The sequence below is a fragment of the Pseudoalteromonas sp. 2CM28B genome (genome assembly GCF_023161935.1).
The window spans coordinates 122,418-141,497 of record NZ_JALNTH010000006.1 but is presented as its reverse complement, the minus strand read 5'-3'; the positions used below and the strand labels follow the sequence as shown (position 1 = coordinate 141,497).

The 19,080-nt window shown below is 41.7% G+C and carries 18 protein-coding genes; 11 read left to right on the top strand and 7 right to left on the bottom strand.

What is annotated here, in order from left to right:
* Positions 1 to 38 precede the first annotated feature (38 nt).
* Genes pseI through pseB form a run of 6 tightly spaced genes read right to left on the bottom strand, consistent with a single transcriptional unit; the run spans position 39 to position 5,660 of the window.
* The gene (pseI, locus tag MTN96_RS10950) at positions 39 to 1,091 is read right to left on the bottom strand and encodes a pseudaminic acid synthase (protein WP_096041354.1); all 1,053 of its coding nucleotides are present in this window, start codon (positions 1,089 to 1,091) and stop codon (positions 39 to 41) included.
* On the bottom strand, positions 1,084 to 1,734 hold the full coding sequence (locus tag MTN96_RS10945) for a formyltransferase family protein (RefSeq protein WP_096041355.1): 651 nt from the start codon (positions 1,732 to 1,734) through the stop codon (positions 1,084 to 1,086). The genes pseI and MTN96_RS10945 overlap by 8 nt, the downstream gene beginning before the upstream one ends.
* On the bottom strand, positions 1,728 to 2,792 hold the full coding sequence (gene pseG / locus MTN96_RS10940) for a UDP-2,4-diacetamido-2,4,6-trideoxy-beta-L-altropyranose hydrolase (protein WP_096041356.1): 1,065 nt from the start codon (positions 2,790 to 2,792) through the stop codon (positions 1,728 to 1,730). The genes MTN96_RS10945 and pseG overlap by 7 nt, the downstream gene beginning before the upstream one ends.
* Positions 2,789 to 3,472: a pseudaminic acid cytidylyltransferase gene (gene pseF, locus MTN96_RS10935; RefSeq protein ID WP_096041357.1), complete on the bottom strand. Its 684-nt coding sequence runs from the start codon at positions 3,470 to 3,472 to the stop codon at positions 2,789 to 2,791. The genes pseG and pseF overlap by 4 nt, the downstream gene beginning before the upstream one ends.
* On the bottom strand, positions 3,469 to 4,650 hold the full coding sequence (gene pseC, locus MTN96_RS10930) for a UDP-4-amino-4,6-dideoxy-N-acetyl-beta-L-altrosamine transaminase (protein ID WP_096042542.1): 1,182 nt from the start codon (positions 4,648 to 4,650) through the stop codon (positions 3,469 to 3,471). The genes pseF and pseC overlap by 4 nt, the downstream gene beginning before the upstream one ends.
* Positions 4,651 to 4,658: 8 nt before the next feature.
* Entirely contained in the window at positions 4,659 to 5,660 is a 1,002-nt protein-coding gene (gene pseB / locus MTN96_RS10925) for a UDP-N-acetylglucosamine 4,6-dehydratase (inverting) (RefSeq protein WP_054982993.1), read from the bottom strand.
* A 338-nt stretch (positions 5,661 to 5,998) separates the two neighbouring features.
* Between pseB and MTN96_RS10920 the strand changes: the two genes are divergently transcribed.
* Together MTN96_RS10920 and MTN96_RS10915 are read left to right on the top strand one after the other, a co-directional pair.
* Positions 5,999 to 6,175: a flagellin gene (locus MTN96_RS10920; RefSeq protein ID WP_308200610.1), complete on the top strand. Its 177-nt coding sequence runs from the start codon at positions 5,999 to 6,001 to the stop codon at positions 6,173 to 6,175.
* A gap of 141 nt (positions 6,176 to 6,316) precedes the next feature.
* Positions 6,317 to 7,753 (top strand): sigma-54 dependent transcriptional regulator, encoded by a 1,437-nt coding sequence (locus tag MTN96_RS10915; protein WP_054982994.1) that lies wholly within the window; start codon positions 6,317 to 6,319, stop codon positions 7,751 to 7,753.
* A gap of 81 nt (positions 7,754 to 7,834) precedes the next feature.
* On the opposite strand, the gene MTN96_RS10910 is transcribed toward MTN96_RS10915, so the two are convergent.
* Positions 7,835 to 8,422: a DNA-3-methyladenine glycosylase I gene (locus tag MTN96_RS10910; RefSeq protein ID WP_248531566.1), complete on the bottom strand. Its 588-nt coding sequence runs from the start codon at positions 8,420 to 8,422 to the stop codon at positions 7,835 to 7,837.
* Between the two features lie 132 nt (positions 8,423 to 8,554).
* Between MTN96_RS10910 and MTN96_RS10905 the strand changes: the two genes are divergently transcribed.
* The 9 genes from MTN96_RS10905 (at position 8,555) to MTN96_RS10865 (ending at position 19,049) form a co-directional block, all read left to right on the top strand.
* Positions 8,555 to 9,667 carry a PAS domain-containing sensor histidine kinase gene (locus MTN96_RS10905; protein ID WP_024032324.1) on the top strand — a complete coding sequence of 371 codons (1,113 nt, stop codon included), beginning with the start codon at positions 8,555 to 8,557 and terminating at the stop codon, positions 9,665 to 9,667.
* Positions 9,664 to 11,088 (top strand): sigma-54 dependent transcriptional regulator, encoded by a 1,425-nt coding sequence (locus MTN96_RS10900; RefSeq protein WP_248531564.1) that lies wholly within the window; start codon positions 9,664 to 9,666, stop codon positions 11,086 to 11,088. Before MTN96_RS10905 ends, MTN96_RS10900 begins: the two co-directional genes overlap by 4 nt.
* Before the next feature lie 172 nt (positions 11,089 to 11,260).
* Positions 11,261 to 11,593 (top strand): flagellar hook-basal body complex protein FliE, encoded by a 333-nt coding sequence (gene fliE, locus MTN96_RS10895; protein WP_004588289.1) that lies wholly within the window; start codon positions 11,261 to 11,263, stop codon positions 11,591 to 11,593.
* A 20-nt stretch (positions 11,594 to 11,613) separates the two neighbouring features.
* Positions 11,614 to 13,329: a flagellar basal-body MS-ring/collar protein FliF gene (gene fliF / locus MTN96_RS10890; RefSeq protein ID WP_248531562.1), complete on the top strand. Its 1,716-nt coding sequence runs from the start codon at positions 11,614 to 11,616 to the stop codon at positions 13,327 to 13,329.
* Positions 13,322 to 14,362, top strand: coding sequence for a flagellar motor switch protein FliG (fliG, locus tag MTN96_RS10885; protein ID WP_004588291.1), 1,041 nt, complete (start codon positions 13,322 to 13,324; stop codon positions 14,360 to 14,362). The genes fliF and fliG overlap by 8 nt, the downstream gene beginning before the upstream one ends.
* A gap of 3 nt (positions 14,363 to 14,365) precedes the next feature.
* Positions 14,366 to 15,175 (top strand): flagellar assembly protein FliH, encoded by an 810-nt coding sequence (gene fliH, locus MTN96_RS10880; RefSeq protein ID WP_248531556.1) that lies wholly within the window; start codon positions 14,366 to 14,368, stop codon positions 15,173 to 15,175.
* Between the two features lie 18 nt (positions 15,176 to 15,193).
* Positions 15,194 to 16,528, top strand: coding sequence for a flagellar protein export ATPase FliI (fliI, locus tag MTN96_RS10875; RefSeq protein WP_248531554.1), 1,335 nt, complete (start codon positions 15,194 to 15,196; stop codon positions 16,526 to 16,528).
* The gene (gene fliJ, locus MTN96_RS10870) at positions 16,528 to 16,974 is read left to right on the top strand and encodes a flagellar export protein FliJ (protein WP_004588294.1); all 447 of its coding nucleotides are present in this window, start codon (positions 16,528 to 16,530) and stop codon (positions 16,972 to 16,974) included. Before fliI ends, fliJ begins: the two co-directional genes overlap by 1 nt.
* 89 nt (positions 16,975 to 17,063) lie before the next feature.
* The gene (locus MTN96_RS10865) at positions 17,064 to 19,049 is read left to right on the top strand and encodes a flagellar hook-length control protein FliK (RefSeq protein WP_248531552.1); all 1,986 of its coding nucleotides are present in this window, start codon (positions 17,064 to 17,066) and stop codon (positions 19,047 to 19,049) included.
* The last annotated feature ends 31 nt before the right edge of the window (positions 19,050 to 19,080 follow it).

Below are 19,080 nucleotides of genomic sequence, written 5' to 3'. Positions count from 1 at the left end.
TACCTTAGGTGGTGATGGCATCACCTAAGGTGGATGAATTATTTCTTAGTTAGCTCTAATGAAAGTGGCGTACCTTTCTTTATTGCTATTTTACTACGTTTTCCTATTACATCGTTTAAATACTTCGGTGCTAACCCGTAACCTGGCCTGATACTTCTTACGTTCTCAGTGGTGAAGTATTCACCTTCTTCGATATCTTTAACTGCATAAAGTGAACGCCTGAAAACCATGTTTCCTTCTTCACTTTTTTTGCGTTGATAATTTACTTTTCCAAGTGCTTGCCAGGCTGTTTTGCTGTCTCTGCATAGTTGGGTTAACTCAGGCTCTTCGAGTGAAAAACTATCATCAGGGCCGCCGCCTTTCCTGTCTAGTGTTACATGTTTTTCAATTAAGCAAGCCCCTAATGCCACAGAGGTAATTGCCGTTGTATTGTCGATAGTGTGATCTGAAAGCCCAGTCAAAACGGCAAAACGTTTTGCCATATCAGGAATGGTAGATAAGTTATAATCTTCTGCAGGGGCGGGGTAGCCGCTAACGCAATGAAGTACAACTAATTCTTTACATCCCGCATTTTTTGCCGCATCTACAGCTTCGCGTATTTCTTTTTCATTGGCCATGCCAGTTGAAATAATCATCGGTTTGCCTGTTTTAGCAACGTATTCGATAAGGGGTAAATCTATTGCCTCAAATGAAGCTATTTTATAAGCTGGAGCGCCTAATTCTTCAAGCATGTCGACTGCTGTATAGTCAAATGGCGAACTAAAAATTGTGATGCCCAATTCGTTAGCTTTTTCAAAAAGCGGTTTATGCCACTCCCACGGCATATGTGCTTCGGTGTATAAATCGTATAAAGTGCGGCCGTTCCATAAGCCACCTTTAATTTTAAATTCTGGTTTGTCACAATTTATCGTCAGCGTATCCTGAGTGTAAGTTTGAATTTTTATCGCATCTGCACCACTATGCTTGGCCATTTCTAAAATTTGCATTGCTCTTTTTATATCACCGTTATGATTTGCAGATAATTCAGCGATAATATAAGGAGGGAACTGAGGACCAACCTTTCTGCCTCCTATTGTAATGTACTCATTCATCAGAACATTTCTCTATTTTAACGTTATATTTGCAGCCACGAATGTAAAAAAAAGCGGGGAATCTATTTGGGTCGCATACTCTTAGGAGATCAAACTGTGATTCAAGAGATTTTGAGATATCGAGCTCACTGTCTTTTGCAGTACGTTTTGGTAAATAATTGGCTGCGCTACTATTTTGCAGTGTTGGTGTAACGCAACCAAGGTTTTTACATGCCCAAGATATTAATTGAAGCTCGCTACTAAAGAGTTTTTCATTAATTTCGTCGTACAGCTCAGTACCATTAAGTTTAATTTTTGTTTTTTTCCATAGCCGCCCCGTATCAATTTTATCCTCAGCTTCTAGTAAAGATAGAGTAATATCATTTTCTCCGTTAAGAATTGACCAAATATGTGGACTCCACCCTCTATTTTTAGGTAGGTCGCTTGCGTGTAACACTAGGCTGTATTGAAACATCTTTCTGTGCTCTTTTGTGACAATTTCAGAGCAAGAAACTAAAAAAAGCAGGTCCCCTTCGCTGGTTATATCAGCTAAGCGCGTGAGCAAGTTAATAACATATTGATGCTCATTTTCTGTTTTCCACTTATGCAGCCACCTAAATACAGGATGATTTTTATCTGAGCAGATTAATGTAACCTTCAGCATGTTTGCAAGGCCTCTTGTAGTGTTTGTGTAACCCTTTTAACGCCCATACCATCACACAGTGCTAAGTTTTGCTTGCTGTAGTACTGCCAATACTTAACTAGATACTCAATGGTGGAGATAAGCTGATTAGAAATATCTTCTAGTTTTATGAGCTTTACAGCTTTAGCATTAACTAAAGCTTTTGAGATGTCATTTTGATTATCTGCTATGGGTACTAATATTGACGGAATACCTAAGCAAGCTCGCTCCCAAGATGTAGAACCTGGCGCACCTATCGCAAGGCTGAATTGGCTCATGAAACTGGCCATATTATCAACAAATTCAATATGTTTTACCCAGTCAGGGTGCTTTTCTGCGAACTTTTTTATCGCTGAGTAATGGGGAGCTCGTTGGCTTATAAGCACTGTCGTTGGGTGTGGTTTTTTTACTGTTGCTAATGCCTTTAGTACTTCTAATGTTGCATTAGGTTTATCAATTCCTCCCATCGTTATTAAGATATTATGGGAGCTTGGACTGTTTTGTTGCTGATTTTGTCTCTGCTTTGTAAATTCTGGACTCAATAGTGCGTAATCAGTTCCTGTCAGTGCTTTACAAGGAAATATTTTTTCATAACTAGTGGGCTGTCTGTTTAGTGTTTGATCAACGACGATGTGGGCACGATGTACTCTAACAAGGTCATCTATCACCGTTAAAATACAATTTAATTTATTTTTAACGATTTCATGCCAAGTTGCGCCAATTCCATAATGATCAACAATAACTAAGTCTGCATATTTTACTTTTTTTATAAAATCAAGACAGTCTTGCTCTTCAGTCATTTGCAGCCAAGCTGCGTAGTCACTTGAATGACTTGGAGTGGACCATTCGTAGGGCTTTTGCAGTGCGATTACTTCAAAACCTCGGGTATTAATTAATGTATTCAAGTCTGCTTTTTGTTCTCGTGTTGCAAATAATACATTATACCCTATGCGCTTTAACTCTTGAGCGAGTACTAGGCACCGCATAACGTGACCACTCCCTATGTGTATTGAAGCATCCACACGAAACACAACTCTCATTTTAGTGCCTTAAACAGTGCTTCTGCCAGTTCCCAGTCTTCTTGTGTGTCAATATCTTGTACGTATTTTCTGGGTAACAATATAGCTTTAGCTCTCGATGAGAAAAAGGGTTTGCGATTTATAAATGCAGGTGCGGTTCCCCAATAAAACTGCCCAGCATCATGATATGCTTCTTCTAAATCTTGAGAGCGAGTTGATAAATGCTCTGGCTGAAACATTTCTACGGTGCCCTGTTCTGTAAGTTTTATTGCTCTTTGAATAGGGAAAGAATAACTGGTTGCGCTAAATGCATAATCTAAATCATCACTCTTAAGCGCTGAAAGTCCATTTTGTAATGCTTCCGGTGTTATAAAAGGAGCGGTTGCGTATATACAACACACGTGTGTAATACCCCTGTTATTTTGTTTATACCAGTTAAGTGCATGTGTCATCACATCTTGGGTGCTTGCATAATCGTCAGCAAGGCCTGCCGGCCTTATAAAAGGAATGGTAGCGCCGTAACGTAAAGCTACTTCGGCAATTTCATTATCATCTGTTGAGACACATACCTCATCAAAGCAACCACTGATTAAGGCGGCTTCTATAGAGTAGGCAATCATTGGCTTACCATGAAAATCTTTAATATTTTTACGAGGAATACGTTTACTACCACCGCGGGCAGGAATAATCGCTATATTCATGTTTCACATCTTAATAACGTTCTCAACTGATTTATCACTTCACCTTGTTGCTCAATAGTCATGCCATGGAAAAGTGGAACTGTAACGGCCTGCTTGTAGTAGGTTTCAGCATCAGGAAAATCACCTTCCGAGAAGCCTAAAGCTTGATAATAAGGCTGTAAATGGATAGGTATATAATGCAAGTGAGCAATAACTCCATGCTTGCGCATACCGGTAATGACTGACTTGTGCTTTTCTACTTCACACTGTGTTAAACGAACGATATATAAATGGTAGCTCGAGTAACAATCATCCGATTGTGATAAGTGAGTTATACCTAAACCTGAATTTACAAATGCATGATTATATTTGCTTGCTATATCGTTACGGGCTGATACAAAATTATCTAGCTGTTTCAACTGACTCAGCCCTAATGCAGCTTGCATATCAGTCATTCTATAATTAAAACCAAGCTCTAGCTGTTGATAGTACCAAGGGCCATGACTTGGTTCGGTCAGTTCATCAGGGTGATTTGTAATACCATGGCTTCGCAAGCGGCTCATTTTTTTGTTAAGCTCAGCGCAGTTGGTAACCGCCATGCCCCCTTCAGCTGAGGTAATTATCTTGACTGGATGAAAGCTAAACACAGTAATATCTGAATAAACACAGCTGCCTACAGGCTGGCCTTTATACTTTGCGCCAATAGCATGCGAGGCATCTTCAATAACCTTAAAACCATACTTTTCGGCAAGTTCATTGATTGTTTCCATATCGCATGATTGACCAGCTAAATGAACAGGTATCACGACTTTAGGGAGTCGCTTGTTTTGTTTGGCGATTACTAGTTTTTCTTTAAGGGCACCAACAGACATATTGCCTGTTTCAAGGTCGATATCAACAAAGTCAACTTCTGCGCCACAATAGAGTGCGCAGTTACTCGATGCGACAAAGGAGATTGGCGACGTCCATACGATATCACTTTTACCTACACCTAAAGCAAGGCAAGCTACATGTAAGGCTGAAGTGGCGCTGTTAGTGGCACAGCCATAGTCAGCACCACAATACTCTGTAATTGCACTTTCAAATGCCGGGACCGCAGGCCCCTGTGTTAACCAGTCAGATTTTAATACATCAACAACCGCATCAATGTCACTTTGTGAAATACTTTGCTTGCCGTAAGGAATTACCTTGTTTGTCATAATAGTTTTCACAGCAACGCTTGGATATTGAAGTTTTTGATTTCTTCAATACTCATATAATCAGTGTTATCTAGCGAGTTATATTCAAAACCTTGCGCTACTTTTTCACCTTTTTCGCCAAGGGCATTCACAGTAAAGTCATTACTGCGGCTGCTAAACTTGATGCCTGGTGCGATAACAAAATGATCGTTATATTCGTAAGTTTCAAAGCATAAGTCGGCAGGGCACATGACCTCATGTAACTTTTCACCTGGGCGAATACCGATAATCTTAATTGGTAAGTCAGGGGCCATGGCTTTGGCAAGATCAACAATGCGAATTGAAGGGATTTTGGGTACAAAAATTTCGCCGCCTAACATTCGTTCAAAGTTAGTCAAAACAAAATCAACACCTTGCTGTAGGCTTATCCAAAAGCGCGTCATTTCTTCGTGAGTAATTGGGATGTGGTCGCGACCTTGGTCGATAAACTTTTGAAATATAGGGACGACCGAGCCTCGAGAACACACTACGTTACCGTATCTTACTACAGCAAAAGTTGTTTTATGGCCGCCTGCAATATTGTTGGCAGCAACAAATAATTTGTCTGATGCAAGTTTAGTCGCACCATATAAATTGATTGGGTTCGCTGCTTTATCAGTCGACAGTGCAATGACTTTCTCTACATTATTATCAAGGGCAGCATCAATAACGTTTTCAGCCCCATTTATATTGGTTTTGATACACTCCATCGGGTTATATTCAGCTGCGGGTACTTGTTTTAATGCTGCAGCGTGAATCACATAGTTTACGCCACGCATGGCACGACGAAGTCTTTCTTTATCGCGTACATCACCAATGAAGTATCGCATGCACGGTTGGTCAAACTCTTGCTGCATTTCAAACTGTTTTAGCTCATCTCGAGAAAAGATGATGATCTTTTTCGGTTTATAGCGTTCTAGTAGCGTTTTGACGTATTTTTTGCCGAATGAACCAGTACCACCGGTAATTAAAATCGTTTTATTGTCGAACATAGTGTTACCTAAGTTATTTATCATTGGCGTAGTTGTTTATAAAAGTGAAGTACGCAAATTGAGAATTTTGACACAAATTCTCAGTAATTTAACTATTAACTAATACACAAGCAAGTCAGATGCCAAGTTAATTTATCTAAACCATGGTACAAAGTATAAAATTTGGCAAATTAAGCTATAAATTAAGCAATCGGTTTGTAGGTGGCAGCCATGAATATTCAATCACTTTCCACAAGTCGAACAGGATCTCAAGTTGTCGTTGATATTAGACCAAGCAGCAGAGGAAATTAACGCAAAGGGCTGAGTTAGGCGTTTTTTAAAACAACTTAGAAAGTACGATAAAAGGTTTAGGTGACCAGCGAGAGAGCATTGCTGCGAGCCAAAGCCGAATAGAAGATACTGACTATGCAAAAGCTTTGTCTGATCAAGTAGCTAATGACATTTTATCGCAAGCATCGATTGCCTTGCGTGGTCAGGAAAATCGTTCAGCCGAATCTATATTAGGTTTACTTTAATTCTTTAGCATTAAATTTTAGTGCTAAGTGACTATTTTTTGGCGTTTATGTCAAAAAACCGCCGCTATTACTTGCATCCATTCAGATCTCGCTTACAATTTAGCTAATATAATAAATTAGTGAAATTATGGCTCGCTAACTATGATCTTGATTTTAGATAATAATAATAACCGTGCAATAGGATTAAATGCATCGCTTACCTTTATTGGGGAAGCTGTGCAGTTGCTTGATGAAAGTGATTTTGAGCAAGTATCTAGTAAGTATCAACAACAAGAATGCATTGTTATTTTAGGTGCATTGCAAGGCTTAGATCATGAAAGCTTAATTAAGCGTTTTCCAACCCTGCCTTTTTTACTGATTGGTGAAACACTCAAGCCCTTATTAAGTATTGCTAATGTAGTGGGCTTAATTTGTGAGCCGTTTAATCACGAAGTAACCACACAGTTATTACACGACTGCCAACAGTACCAACGTATGTTGCCTGGTAGCCACAAGCAGCATAAACCACACAAAACATTTGATGGTTTAGTTGGCGAAACCGATGCTGTTAAAAACGTACGCTTTTTAATTGAGCAGGTGGCTAAAACCGATGCAAACGTGCTTATTTTAGGTGAGTCGGGTACAGGTAAAGAGGTGGTTGCGCGTAACGTCCATTTATTATCTAAACGCAATACGGGGCCATTTGTACCAGTAAACTGTGGTGCCATACCTGGAGAGTTGCTAGAAAGCGAACTATTCGGTCACGAAAAAGGGGCATTTACCGGCGCTATTTCTGCACGTAAAGGGCGGTTTGAATTAGCGCAAGGCGGTACGCTATTTTTAGATGAAATTGGCGATATGCCGCTGCAAATGCAAGTTAAGCTATTGCGGGTATTACAAGAGCGCAGCTACGAGCGTGTAGGTGGCACAAAAGCGATTCAAGCAGATGTACGGGTTATCGCCGCTACTCATCGCAACCTTGAGGAAATGATTGAAAAGGGCAGCTTTAGGGAAGATTTATATTACCGTTTAAACGTGTTTCCTATTGAAAACCCGTCACTTAATGAACGTGCTGACGACATACCTTTATTACTTAAAGAGCTAATGCGCCGTGTTAATGAGCAAAGTGGTACGTCGGCTAAATTTACAGAGCGCGCAGTAGAGAGCCTAAAAGAGCATGCTTGGCCTGGTAATATCCGAGAGCTTGCTAATTTAGTGGAGCGCATGGTGATTATGTTCCCTGAAAAAGTAGTGGATGTACCCGATTTACCCAATAAATATCGCTACATCGAGGTAGACGCATACGAGCCAGAATACCCTGAAGAGCTACTTGAAAAAGATGCCTTTAACGATATTTTTAGCTCAGGCTTTAGCGATTATGATAATGAACCAGAGCCTGAATTTAGCCAACCGGGATCTGGCGTATTACCCGAAGAGGGCATAGAGCTTAAAGATTATTTAGCAGAGCTTGAAATAAGCTTAATTACCCAAGCGTTAGAGCGTTTTGATTACGTTGTTGCGCGCGCCGCAGAAATATTAGGTGTAAGGCGTACAACGCTTGTCGAAAAAATGAAAAAGTACAATCTATCGCGAGATTAGCCAAACTTAGCAAGTGCCGAATCACTACAAATTACCGAGTTTGGCTCTTTTAATTTCTTGCTTACAGCTTACAGCTTACAGCTAATAATTTTTAATAATCTCGGCTCTTCTAAAACAATCATTACTGTGATCGTTTACCATGCCACAGGCCTGCATATGTGCGTATACCGTTGTAGGGCCCAAAAATTTAAAACCTCGTTTTTTTAAATCCTTTGCAAACGCTTTTGACTCCTCGGTAATTGCAGGGGTGTCTTCAACACTATTTAAATCACTAATAATTGGTTTATTGCCAACAAATCGCCATTGGTAATTACTAAAGCTGCCAAATTCTTTTTGAATCTCAATAAACTGTTGAGCATTATTAACTGTGGCAGCAATTTTTAAGCGGTTACGCACTATGCTCTCATCTTGCATTAGCCGTTCTATATCATCGGCTGTAAAGTTAGCCACTTTTTGCACATTAAAATTAGCAAATGCTTTTTTATAGCCTGCGCGCTTTTTTAAAATGGTGTACCAACTTAAGCCCGCTTGCGCCGACTCGAGGGTAATAAATTCAAATAATTTCGTGTCGTCATAAAGGGGGACTCCCCATTCTTCATCATGGTATTTCACATAATCAGGCTTTGTGGCGTCGAGCCACTCACAACGGTATTTATTTTGCTCACTCATTATTATTCCTTTTAGTGTGCGTCATTTTTTTGTTACGCGATATTGTAAGGTAACTAAATGAAAAATATATAAAATAATATTGGTATAAATTGTGCATTTAGCCCTATATCTACATCATTAAGAGATTTGATTATGGCCCTTGCGAGTGTACTTAAACCACAGTTTATTACTGCAAAACAGTATAACCCATGTTTACTTCAAGAAGAGTACATTGGTGAATTAAGTGATTTAAGACAGCAAGCAAGTTGGCTGTCGCACTTAGTTGATACTATGCCTGCGGGTGTTGTTGTGCTTGATGGCAAAGGGCTTATTGCAAAAGCCAATCAAATCGCGATTGATATGTTAGGCGAGCCGCTCGAAGGAGAGAAGTGGTTTAACATTATTCAACGCTCTTTTCGTCCCCACCAAGATGATGGACATGAAGTGTCGCTCAAAGATGGGCGACTTATAAAGCTTGATATTACTGCGCTAGCGCCAGAGCCTGGGCAATTAATATTAATGACAGATTTAACAGAAACGCGCCGTTTGCAAAAGCGCGTAGCCCATATGCAGCGCTTAAGCGCGTTAGGTAAAATGGTGGCATCGCTTGCGCACCAAGTGCGTACACCGCTTTCGGCGGCTATGTTATACGCGGCTAATTTGGGTTCTAAAAAGCTACCAGAGTCATCTCGCGATAACTTTCAAACTAAGTTAATGTCACGTTTAAAAGATTTAGAAACCCAAGTTAACGATATGCTGCTTTTTGCTAAAAGCGGCGAGCAACAAGTGGTTGAACAGGTTTCTATGCAGCAGCTTTTAAACGAGGTAAAACTAGGTGCCGATGCAATGGTAGCCTTAAATAACAGCTCACTTGTTGTTGAGCTACCAGAGCCAGACATAGAAATTACCGGTAATAAAACCGCGCTGGCCAGTGCTATTCAAAACCTTATTCACAATAGTATTCAAATTATTGGCAGCCAAGCCCAGGTGACATTAAAAGCGCAGCGCGATAGCAGCGAACCCGATACCGTGCGTATTAGCGTATGCGATAACGGCCCTGGTGTAGAGTTGAGCCAAATAGAGAAAATTTTTGAACCGTTTTATACCACAAAAAGCCAAGGTACAGGGCTTGGGCTTGCTGTTGTAAGCTCTGTGGCTAATGCGCATCAAGGACGTGTTGAAGTGGTTAATAATGCCAATGGTGGTGCATGTTTTAGTTTATTGCTGCCCATATGCACGGCCTCAACGCAGGAGAAAACAGCATGAGTAATACAATACTAGTGGTTGAAGATGATGCAGGTTTAAGAGAAGCACTCATAGACACGTTAGAAATGTCGGGTATTGCCTGTGTTGCAGCCGATAGTGCTGAGCAAGCCATGATCCAATTAAAAAAATCTGAGTTTTCATTAGTGGTCAGCGACGTGCAAATGGGCGCAATGAGCGGCCTAGATTTACTTAGGAGCATTAAGCTTAACTACCCAGATCTCCCCGTATTAATGATGACTGCCTATGCAACGATTGATGATGCAGTAGAGGCAATGCGCTTAGGCGCAATTGATTATATGGCTAAACCATTTGCCCCTGAGGTGCTTTTAAATATGGTTAGTCGGTATTTACCCGAAAAGCCAAAAGACACTGACGGCCCAATTGTTGCCGACCCAAGCAGTATTGCGCTTTTAGAACTGGCGAGCAAAGTGGCGCGCTCAGATGCAAGTGTTATGGTGCTAGGCCCTAGTGGCTCTGGTAAAGAAGTGTTAGCGCGCTACATTCACGATAAATCAAACCGATGCGATGCGCCTTTTGTGGCAATAAACTGTGCGGCTATTCCCGAAAACATGCTTGAAGCCACTTTATTTGGCTACGAAAAAGGCGCGTTTACCGGTGCAATACAGGCATGCCCAGGTAAATTTGAACAAGCTCAGGGTGGCACCATATTACTTGATGAAATAACCGAAATGGACTTAGGGCTGCAAGCTAAGCTATTACGGGTATTGCAAGAGCGTGAAGTTGAGCGTTTAGGTGCCCGTAAAACAATTTCACTCGATGTAAGAGTACTCGCCACCAGTAACCGCGACCTAAAAGAAGCCGTTGCAGATAACCAATTTAGAGAAGACTTATATTATCGCTTAAATGTATTCCCCCTAATGTGGCGACCGCTCTGTGAGCGTCCAGGGGATATAATTGTATTGGCTAAGCATTTAATAGAGCGCCATTTAGTTAAAAGTAAAGAGCCGCTAGCAACGCTTGATAGTGCCGCTGAGCAAAAATTACTAAGCCATGCATGGCCTGGTAATGTACGCGAGCTTGATAACGTAATTCAACGTGCGCTTATTTTGCGAACGGGCAATGTAATTGGCGAACAGGCTATTTTTATTGAAAACTTAATGCAAGCGCCAATTAACAGTACGCCTAAACAGGAGATAGCGGCTGAACATGCGAACACTCCCAGTGGCGCGTATTATGATGACAAAATAACGCCTGCAGAGGCGAGTAGCTCTCTGCCTAGTGTTGATACTGGCAGCTATAAAGATGAGCTAAAAGATAAAGAGCATAAAATAATATTAGAGACCCTAGCGCGCTGCCAAGGCAAACGTAAAGATGTTGCCCAAACACTTGGGATCAGCCCGCGTACTTTACGTTATAAACTAGCGCAAATGCGTGATTTAGGTATTTCGCTGCCCGCATAACTTTATTCCTTTCTTCTATATAACCCTAAACTAACCACGCTTAGTTTAGGGTTGTCAAATCTCTGACTCTCAAAAATAATGGTTAACCTTATGTAATTAAAGGTTTATTTTTATGGCACACTTTGTGCTTTATTCCCTTTATGAACGTTAACTGCATTTGCCAGAGAAAATTATGAAAATTCAAAACAGCGCGCTATTTCAAGAAATGCAATCAATGGCTTTAGAAGCAGGCCATACAAATCAAATCAATAAGCTACCTACTCAAGCTCAGCCAACATCGTCTGCTCAATTCGGTGACTTACTAAGTGATGCATTAAACACGGTTAATGGCTTACAACAAGATGCCAAACAAAAAGTAGTGGCTGTTGAAATGGGTGATAGAAGTGTATCGCTTGCTGAGGCAATGATTGCCTCACAAAAATCGTCAGTGGCATTTGAGGCTACAGTACAAGTAAGAAATAAACTTGTTGAGTCATACCAAGAAATTATGAACATGCCTGTTTAAGTAGGTAGTGGAGAATTATTGTGGCGCAATCTAATCAATCAACAGATCTTGCTCTTGCTGGCGGCGGTATTGACCAAAGCGAAGATAACGAGCAACAAGAACAAAAGTCGGGCTACTTAAGCGCCTTAAATGGTGTTGATGTGCTTCGCCAAGTCACCCTTATTATTGCGCTGGCTATTTGTTTAGCTATTGCCATATTCGTGATTATTTGGGCACGTCAGCCAGACATGCGTCCACTTGGTAAAATGCCAACAGAAGAGCTGATCCAAACCCTTGATTTTTTAGATGCACAAAAAATTGACTACGAGCTAGATGGCAACGTAATTTCGGTTGATGAAAGCGAGTATCAAAACATTAAATTGCTGATGGCCCGTGAAGGTCTAGAGCAAGGTCCTACTTCAGGCACCGACATCATAATGCAAGATATGGGCTTTGGTGTTAGCCAACGATTAGAGCGTGAACGCTTAAAACACGGCCGCGAACAACAACTTGCCCGCACCATAGAAGAATTAAACAACGTAACACGCGCTAAAGTTTTATTAGCCATTCCAAAAGAAAACGTATTTGCACGCAGAGAGAAAAAGCCATCAGCCACAGTGGTATTGACTCTTAAGCGCGGCAGAATGCTTGATGGCGAAGAGATTGACTCAGTGGTTGATATGATTGCCTCTGCAGTACAAGGGCTTGAGCCTTCACGTGTTACGGTAACAGATCAAAATGGCCGCTTACTTAATTCAGGTTCACAAGACTCATTAGCAGCACGCTCTCGTAAAGAGTACGACATTGAAAGAAAGCGTGAGCAAGAGTATTTAGAAAAAATAGACAGTATTCTTATTCCTGTAGTCGGCTTAGGTAACTACACGGCGCAAGTTGATTTAAATATGGACTTTAGCTCAGTAGAAGAAACACAAAAGCGCTACAACCCAGACTTACCAGCAGTAAGAAGCGAAACCACATTTGAAGAGAACAACATTGGTGGCTTAGCGGTAGGTATCCCTGGGGCACTCACTAATCAACCACCTATGAATTCAACTATTCCAGAAGTGGCAGGTCAAGGCAATGCTGGTACGGCAACGAACCCAAGCCGAGTGCATAAAGAGGCTACACGTAACTTTGAGCTAGACACCACCATTTCGCATAAGCGCCAACAAACAGGGGTTATTCGCAGAATTAGCGTCTCGGTTGCCGTTGATTATGTGCCTAAAGTAGGTGAAAACGGCGAAACAACTATGGCGCCGCGCTCGGTAGAGGCTTTGTCAAATATACGTCGTCTATTACAAGGTGGGGTAGGTTTTGATATGCAACGTGGCGATGCATTAGAGGTGGTAACCGTACCATTTGTGCGCGAAGCGGTTGATTTAGATTTAGAAGTACCGCTGTGGGAGCAGGACTGGTTTATGAAAATCGTCCGCTTAGTACTGGGTGCGCTGGTTATTATTGTGCTTATTATGGCAGTTGTTAAGCCTATGCTTAAACGCTTAATATACCCAGATGATACGCTCGAAGACTACGATGAAGATGCATTAAGCTCTGGGGTGGATATTGGCGATAGCACGCTAGATATGCTAAATAAAGACTTTGATTCTGCTTCTGTAGGCTTCTCAAGCGATGGTACACTACAGCTGCCAGATTTACATGGCGACGAAGATTTGCTTAAAGCGGTAAGAGCACTTGTAGCGAACGAACCTGAACTCTCATCACAAGTAGTGAAAGCGTGGTTAACAGAAGATGACTGATCAAGAACAAAAACAACTCCCGCCAGCGTTTGATGTTGACAAGTTAGATGGCGTAGATAAAGCCGCGATTCTTTTATTGAGCTTATCTGAAGAAGACGCAGCGCAAATACTTAAACACTTAGAGCCTAAGCAAGTGCAAAAAGTGGGTATGGCAATGGCCGCGCTAGATGACTTGTCACAATCTAAAATAAGCGCAGTTCACAATTTATTTATAGAACAAATACAAAGCTTTAGTACAATTGGCTTCCAGTCAGAAGACTTTATTAAAAAGGCGCTTACCGCCGCATTAGGTGAAGATAAAGCAGCTAGTTTAATAGACCAAATTGTAATGGGCTCGGGCGCTAAAGGCTTAGATTCACTTAAATGGATGGACTCAAAGCAAGTTGCCAATATTATTCGTAATGAGCACCCGCAAATTCAAACTATTGTTTTATCGTATTTAGAGCCTGAGCAATCGGCAGAAATCCTAGCGCAATTTCCTGAAAAAGTGCGTCTAGATTTAACTATGCGTATTGCGAACCTTGAAGAAGTGCAACCTGCAGCATTGCAAGAACTTAACGAAATTATGGAAAAGCAATTTGCCGGCCAAGCAGGTGCACAAGCCGCTAAAATGGGTGGCTTAAAAGCCGCGGCAGATATCATGAACTACCTAGATACAAATGTAGAAGGGCAGTTGATGGACTCTATTCGTGAACACGATGAAGAAATGTCTCAGCAAATTCAAGATCTTATGTTTGTGTTTGAAAACCTTATGGATGTGGATGACCGCGGTATTCAAGCCATATTGCGTGAAGTACAGCAAGACGTACTAATGAAAGCAATTAAAGGGACTGACGAAGCGCTTAAAGATAAAATTTTGGGTAATATGTCTAAACGTGCTGCCGAAATGCTTGCCGATGACTTAGAAGCAATGGCACCGGTTAGAATAAGTGAAGTAGAAGCTGCCCAAAAAGAAGTGCTTTCAACAGCAAGGCGTCTATCTGACTCGGGTGAGATTCAGTTAGGCGGCGGCGGTGGCGAGGAGTTCCTGTAAGCTATGTCTAAATTAAAAGGTCGCCCTTTACATGCAGATGAAGCTGATGAGCTTTTAAAAAACTGGCCAATACCTGACGTTGCTCCTGATGAGCGCAGTTTTGGCAATCGTTCAACGGCTTTTGGCACACCGCTTTCTGATTTGTATAAAAAAGAAGTTGAAGAAGAAGCTGTAGAAGACACTCAGCCGAAAGAGCCTGAACTGCCTTCGTTAACTATGGCTGAGCTTGAGCGCATTAGGCAAGATGCTTATGAGGAAGGCTTAAAGCAAGGGCACGAACAAGGCTACATAGATGGCTTTGAAAAAGGGGTTGGTGAGGGCAAAGAAGCAGGTTACAAAGAAGGCTTAGAGCTTGGTAAAACACAAGGCCAAGAAGACGTTAAGCCGTTAATAGAAGAGCAGTTAACCAGCTTGCGTAGCATAATCGACAACCTCAGCGCTCCGCTTGATAAAGTGGACGAACTGGCAGAAAAGCACTTAGTGCAATTAGCGGTTATGTTGGCAGAAGCTATAACCTATCAAGAAATTAAAACATCGCCCGATGTTATTTTACATACGCTTAAAAAAAGCATAGATGCATTAAATACTGAGCAAGAAAAAGTTCGTGTGCATTTAAACCCAGATGACCTAGAACTGGTAAAGCAAAGCTATGGTGAGCAAACTATTGCAGATAATAATTGGCAGCTAATTGCAGAACCCACACTCGAGCGCGGCGGTTGCGAAGTTAAAACGCCACAATCGTCTTTAGATATGACCCTAAAAACCCGTGTCAAAGAAACGTTGGATAGCTTTTTGCATAATAGCGGTATCTAATCTTTTTTGTGGCGTGTTATGGCAGCTCAACGTGCACCTCTAAGCGAACGCTTAAATCAATACCAACAACATATTGCAGCGTTTAAACCTGCTGTAGCGGGTATTTTAACCCGAGTAGTCGGTTTAACCCTTGAGGCGAAAGGGCTACGTGCGCCTGTAGGGAGCCAATGCAAAATAGAAACTATGTCAGGGTTTGTAGATGCTGAGGTGGTGGGCTTTAGTGAGCAAACCCTTTACTTAATGCCTAATGACCACATTTCCGGTGTGTTACCCGGTGCGCGTGTTATTCCACAAGTAAATGATACCGGCTTGCCCGTTGGTATGAGCCTACTGGGCCGCGTTGTGGATGGCTTAGGCCGCCCGCTTGACGGCCTAGGAAAAATTAACGCCGAACACTATTTAAAGTTTGCACAAAACCCCATAAACCCCCTCGCTAGAAGACCAATCAGCCAACCTATGGATGTAGGTGTACGGGCTATAAACTCAGTTATTACTGTAGGGCAAGGCCAGCGTATGGGTTTGTTTGCAGGCTCTGGTGTTGGTAAATCGGTCCTCTTAGGTATGATGACCCGCGGCAGTGAGGCCGATGTTATTGTGGTTGGCCTAGTGGGTGAGCGTGGCCGTGAGGTAAAAGAATTTATTGAAGAGATACTCGGTGTAGAAGGGCGCAAACGCTCTGTTGTGGTAGCTGCTCCTGCTGATGCATCGCCCCTTATGCGCTTAAAAGGCTGTGAAAGTGCGGTGACCATTGCTGAGTACTTTCGTGATCAAGGTTTACACGTATTGTTATTGCTTGATTCAGTAACCCGTTACGCCATGGCGCAACGCGAAATAGCGCTAGCGGTTGGCGAACCTCCTGCAACAAAAGGGTATCCGCCTTCTGTATTTGCTAAATTACCGGCGCTGGTGGAGCGAGCGGGTAATGGCGGCGAAGGGCAAGGGTCTATCACTGCGTTTTTTACAGTGCTTAGTGAGGGCGATGATATGCAAGACCCAATAGCCGATGCTGCACGTGCTATTTTAGATGGGCATATTGTACTTTCTCGAGATTTAGCCGATAGCGGTCATTATCCCGCGATAGATATCGAAAAATCAATTTCTCGTGTTATGCCGCAAGTGGTGTCTGAGCCTCATATGCAGCAGGCCCGCGTATTAAAACAAGTGTATTCAATGTATCAGCAAAATAAAGATATGATCACCTTAGGTGCGTATCAAAAAGGGGCTGACCAAATGCTTGATCAAGCTATAAACTTGATGCCGCGCGTAAATGCGTTTTTACAGCAAGGTATGCGCGATGTAATAAGTTACGACGATGGTTTACACGGACTAGCCCAATTACTAGGACAAGCATAATGGCAAAAAATAAGCTCGATTTACTGCTTAAGCTCGAAAACGACAAAGAAGAAAATCTGCGCATGAGCTACTTACAAGCCAATCAAAATTTACAAGCTAACCAACAAAAGCTGCAAGGGTTAAATAACTTTAGATTAGAATACTCTCAGCAATTACATGTGAAAGGAAAGTCCGGTTTATCAAGCGCGGGCTTTGGCCAGTACCATGCCTTTATAGCAAAAATTGAAGAAGCGATTCGCCAGCAAGCCAGTACGGTCAATACCGCTAAGCAAGTTGTAACACAGCGTAAAGCTTTGTGGTTAAAGCAACAGGTAAAAGCAAAAGCCGTAGCAAAATTAATTGAAAAACAAAACCTAAAAGCAGCGGCGTTAATGGCAAAGAGTGAGCAAAAAATGCTGGACGAGTTTTCTGCTAATCAATTTTTTCAGCGCCGTAAAAGTTTATAACTCTGGCGCGTTTATTGCTTTGTTGGTAGGTGGTAATTAATTTTGGCAAAGTGCGGTGGCAACTTGCCGCAGTGCTGTGTAGGTGAATTATGGCAATAAACGATATTTCAATGTTGGCAACAGCTGAAAAAGACTCTTTTTTAGCATTTAAAGACAATAACTTACCTGCAGGTAACGAATCTGGTGATGCTTTTTTAAGCCAGCTACAAGATGCAGACAAACCCTTTGTATTGCCTGCTAATTCTGAGGCTCCTAGCCAAGCAGGCTCTTTATTGCCAACAGATGATAAGCAGCTAGCCAATAGCAAAAAACCGACAGCTTCATTAAGTGATGACACGCAAGATACGTTATTATCTGGCGATAGCGTTTTAGCACAAATAAACTCCTCGCAAGAGATTGACGTAAGTGTAAAAAAACATGGCAGTAGCGATAATGATTTTAGCGATTTAAGTGCAAAAAAGAGTGATAAAAGTGTCAGCTTTTTAGCTTCGCAATCAGGTGAAACTGGTGAGGCCGATGCCATAACGACTAAAGCCGATGATACTCTTTTAGCTGATGATAATAGCAATGGCAAAAAAAGCGCGTTTACGAACGCCGAGCTTGAAACTAAAGGAGCTAAGCAAAGCGCTGGAGATAATTTAGCCCCGTCTTTAAAAAATGAGAGCCTAGCAAGTAGTGCCGCTAAAAATCCAATAGCAGAAGCGGTGCAAACACAAATTAATAAAGCTAATAGCAGTGTAGCCTCTGTAAATAATAAAGATAAAGGTGCTGAGAATACAAAAGCGCCAGGCACTGTATTAAATGCTGAAAGTGCGCTGCCTATAAGCGATGCAGACATAGAGCAATTAGCCAAAGAACTGACTCGTTCATCTACGCAATCAGAGCTATCAACTACATCTAAAGTACTCAACTCATTAAGCGAAGCGCAACGTGCACAATTAAACGAGCACGTTAAAAGCTCATTTACTGAAACCACGCCAAGTGAAAGTGATGATCGTGCAAGCTCCGTTAAACAATTACTGACAGAGTTTGTCGTACAAAACGAAAAAGAGACAAGCACGCGCGGTGATCTAGTTCAATCTCAGTTAAAAAACTTAAATAGCGATGAAAAGCAGGCGCTACTTAGCCAATTGAAAAGCTATGTGAGTAACGAGCAACCAACAGGTGATACACTCAAAAAAGTAAATGAAACAATAAGCAACTTACAAACTATGCTTGATACGCAGCTTAGTGAGAGCAAAGCGCAAAGTGTGTCGAGCTCTGCAAATACGGCTTTAAATGCGCAGCAAGCCAGTAATGCTGCAATGAATGCGAATACACCGCAAAATAAAGCCATGATTAATGCTGAAGCACACTCTAGCACTGAGCAAGACGGTGTAAATCCAGAAGAGTTAAACGCCCTAGAGGCCGAGCAGGAAAGCTTACTTAAAGAGCCTAAAACAAATACTGGTTTATCGCGTGTAGCTCAGGTGTTTACGTTGATAACCGATGGCATTAATAACACGCAGGCACAAATAAATACTCAGTACGACAACGCTCGTTATGAGCAGTCTATTTTAGAGAGCCAAGCTATACAGTCGCAGCAATTACAAAGCAGCACCGCGCAGGTTAAGCAGGTAAATATAGATGCAAGTATGATGCAGGCTATTAATATTGTTAAAAGTGATGCAGCTAAAATGCTTCAAGAGCGTGTATCTTCAATGCTAAGCATTAGCAATAAAGAAGCTGAAATTCGCTTAGATCCGCCAGAAATGGGCAGCATGCAAATTCGTATCAGAAGTGATGCTGAACAAGCACAAATAAATTTTGTAGTGCAAAACCAGCAAGCTAAAGAAGCACTTGAACAATCAATGCCGCGCTTACGTGAAATGTTAGCCGAGCAGGGAATTGATTTAGGTGAAAGTACGATTTCTTACGGGCAATCTGGTAGTGAGCAAAGCGATGAAGGCGAAGGGCAATCACAAGGTCAAACGGCTAATAAAAATACACAGCAGGATAAAAATGATGAGCAAGATGGGGCTAACCCACAAAGTTCTCGACAACAAACTTCATCATCAATAGATTACTATGCCTAAGTACTGCTATTATAATAACTAAAACAAGCAA

Coding starts and splice junctions, on each gene's coding strand:
- pseI (WP_096041354.1), bottom strand. CDS start 1,091: ATGAATGAGTACATTACAATAGGAGGCAGAAAGGTTGGTCCTCAGTTC.
- MTN96_RS10945 (WP_096041355.1), bottom strand. CDS start 1,734: ATGCTGAAGGTTACATTAATCTGCTCAGATAAAAATCATCCTGTATTT.
- pseG (WP_096041356.1), bottom strand. CDS start 2,792: ATGAGAGTTGTGTTTCGTGTGGATGCTTCAATACACATAGGGAGTGGT.
- pseF (WP_096041357.1), bottom strand. CDS start 3,472: ATGAATATAGCGATTATTCCTGCCCGCGGTGGTAGTAAACGTATTCCT.
- pseC (WP_096042542.1), bottom strand. CDS start 4,650: ATGACAAACAAGGTAATTCCTTACGGCAAGCAAAGTATTTCACAAAGT.
- pseB (WP_054982993.1), bottom strand. CDS start 5,660: ATGTTCGACAATAAAACGATTTTAATTACCGGTGGTACTGGTTCATTC.
- MTN96_RS10915 (WP_054982994.1), top strand. CDS start 6,317: ATGATCTTGATTTTAGATAATAATAATAACCGTGCAATAGGATTAAAT.
- MTN96_RS10910 (WP_248531566.1), bottom strand. CDS start 8,422: ATGAGTGAGCAAAATAAATACCGTTGTGAGTGGCTCGACGCCACAAAG.
- MTN96_RS10905 (WP_024032324.1), top strand. CDS start 8,555: ATGGCCCTTGCGAGTGTACTTAAACCACAGTTTATTACTGCAAAACAG.
- MTN96_RS10900 (WP_248531564.1), top strand. CDS start 9,664: ATGAGTAATACAATACTAGTGGTTGAAGATGATGCAGGTTTAAGAGAA.
- fliE (WP_004588289.1), top strand. CDS start 11,261: ATGAAAATTCAAAACAGCGCGCTATTTCAAGAAATGCAATCAATGGCT.
- fliG (WP_004588291.1), top strand. CDS start 13,322: ATGACTGATCAAGAACAAAAACAACTCCCGCCAGCGTTTGATGTTGAC.
- fliH (WP_248531556.1), top strand. CDS start 14,366: ATGTCTAAATTAAAAGGTCGCCCTTTACATGCAGATGAAGCTGATGAG.
- fliI (WP_248531554.1), top strand. CDS start 15,194: ATGGCAGCTCAACGTGCACCTCTAAGCGAACGCTTAAATCAATACCAA.
- fliJ (WP_004588294.1), top strand. CDS start 16,528: ATGGCAAAAAATAAGCTCGATTTACTGCTTAAGCTCGAAAACGACAAA.
- MTN96_RS10865 (WP_248531552.1), top strand. CDS start 17,064: ATGGCAATAAACGATATTTCAATGTTGGCAACAGCTGAAAAAGACTCT.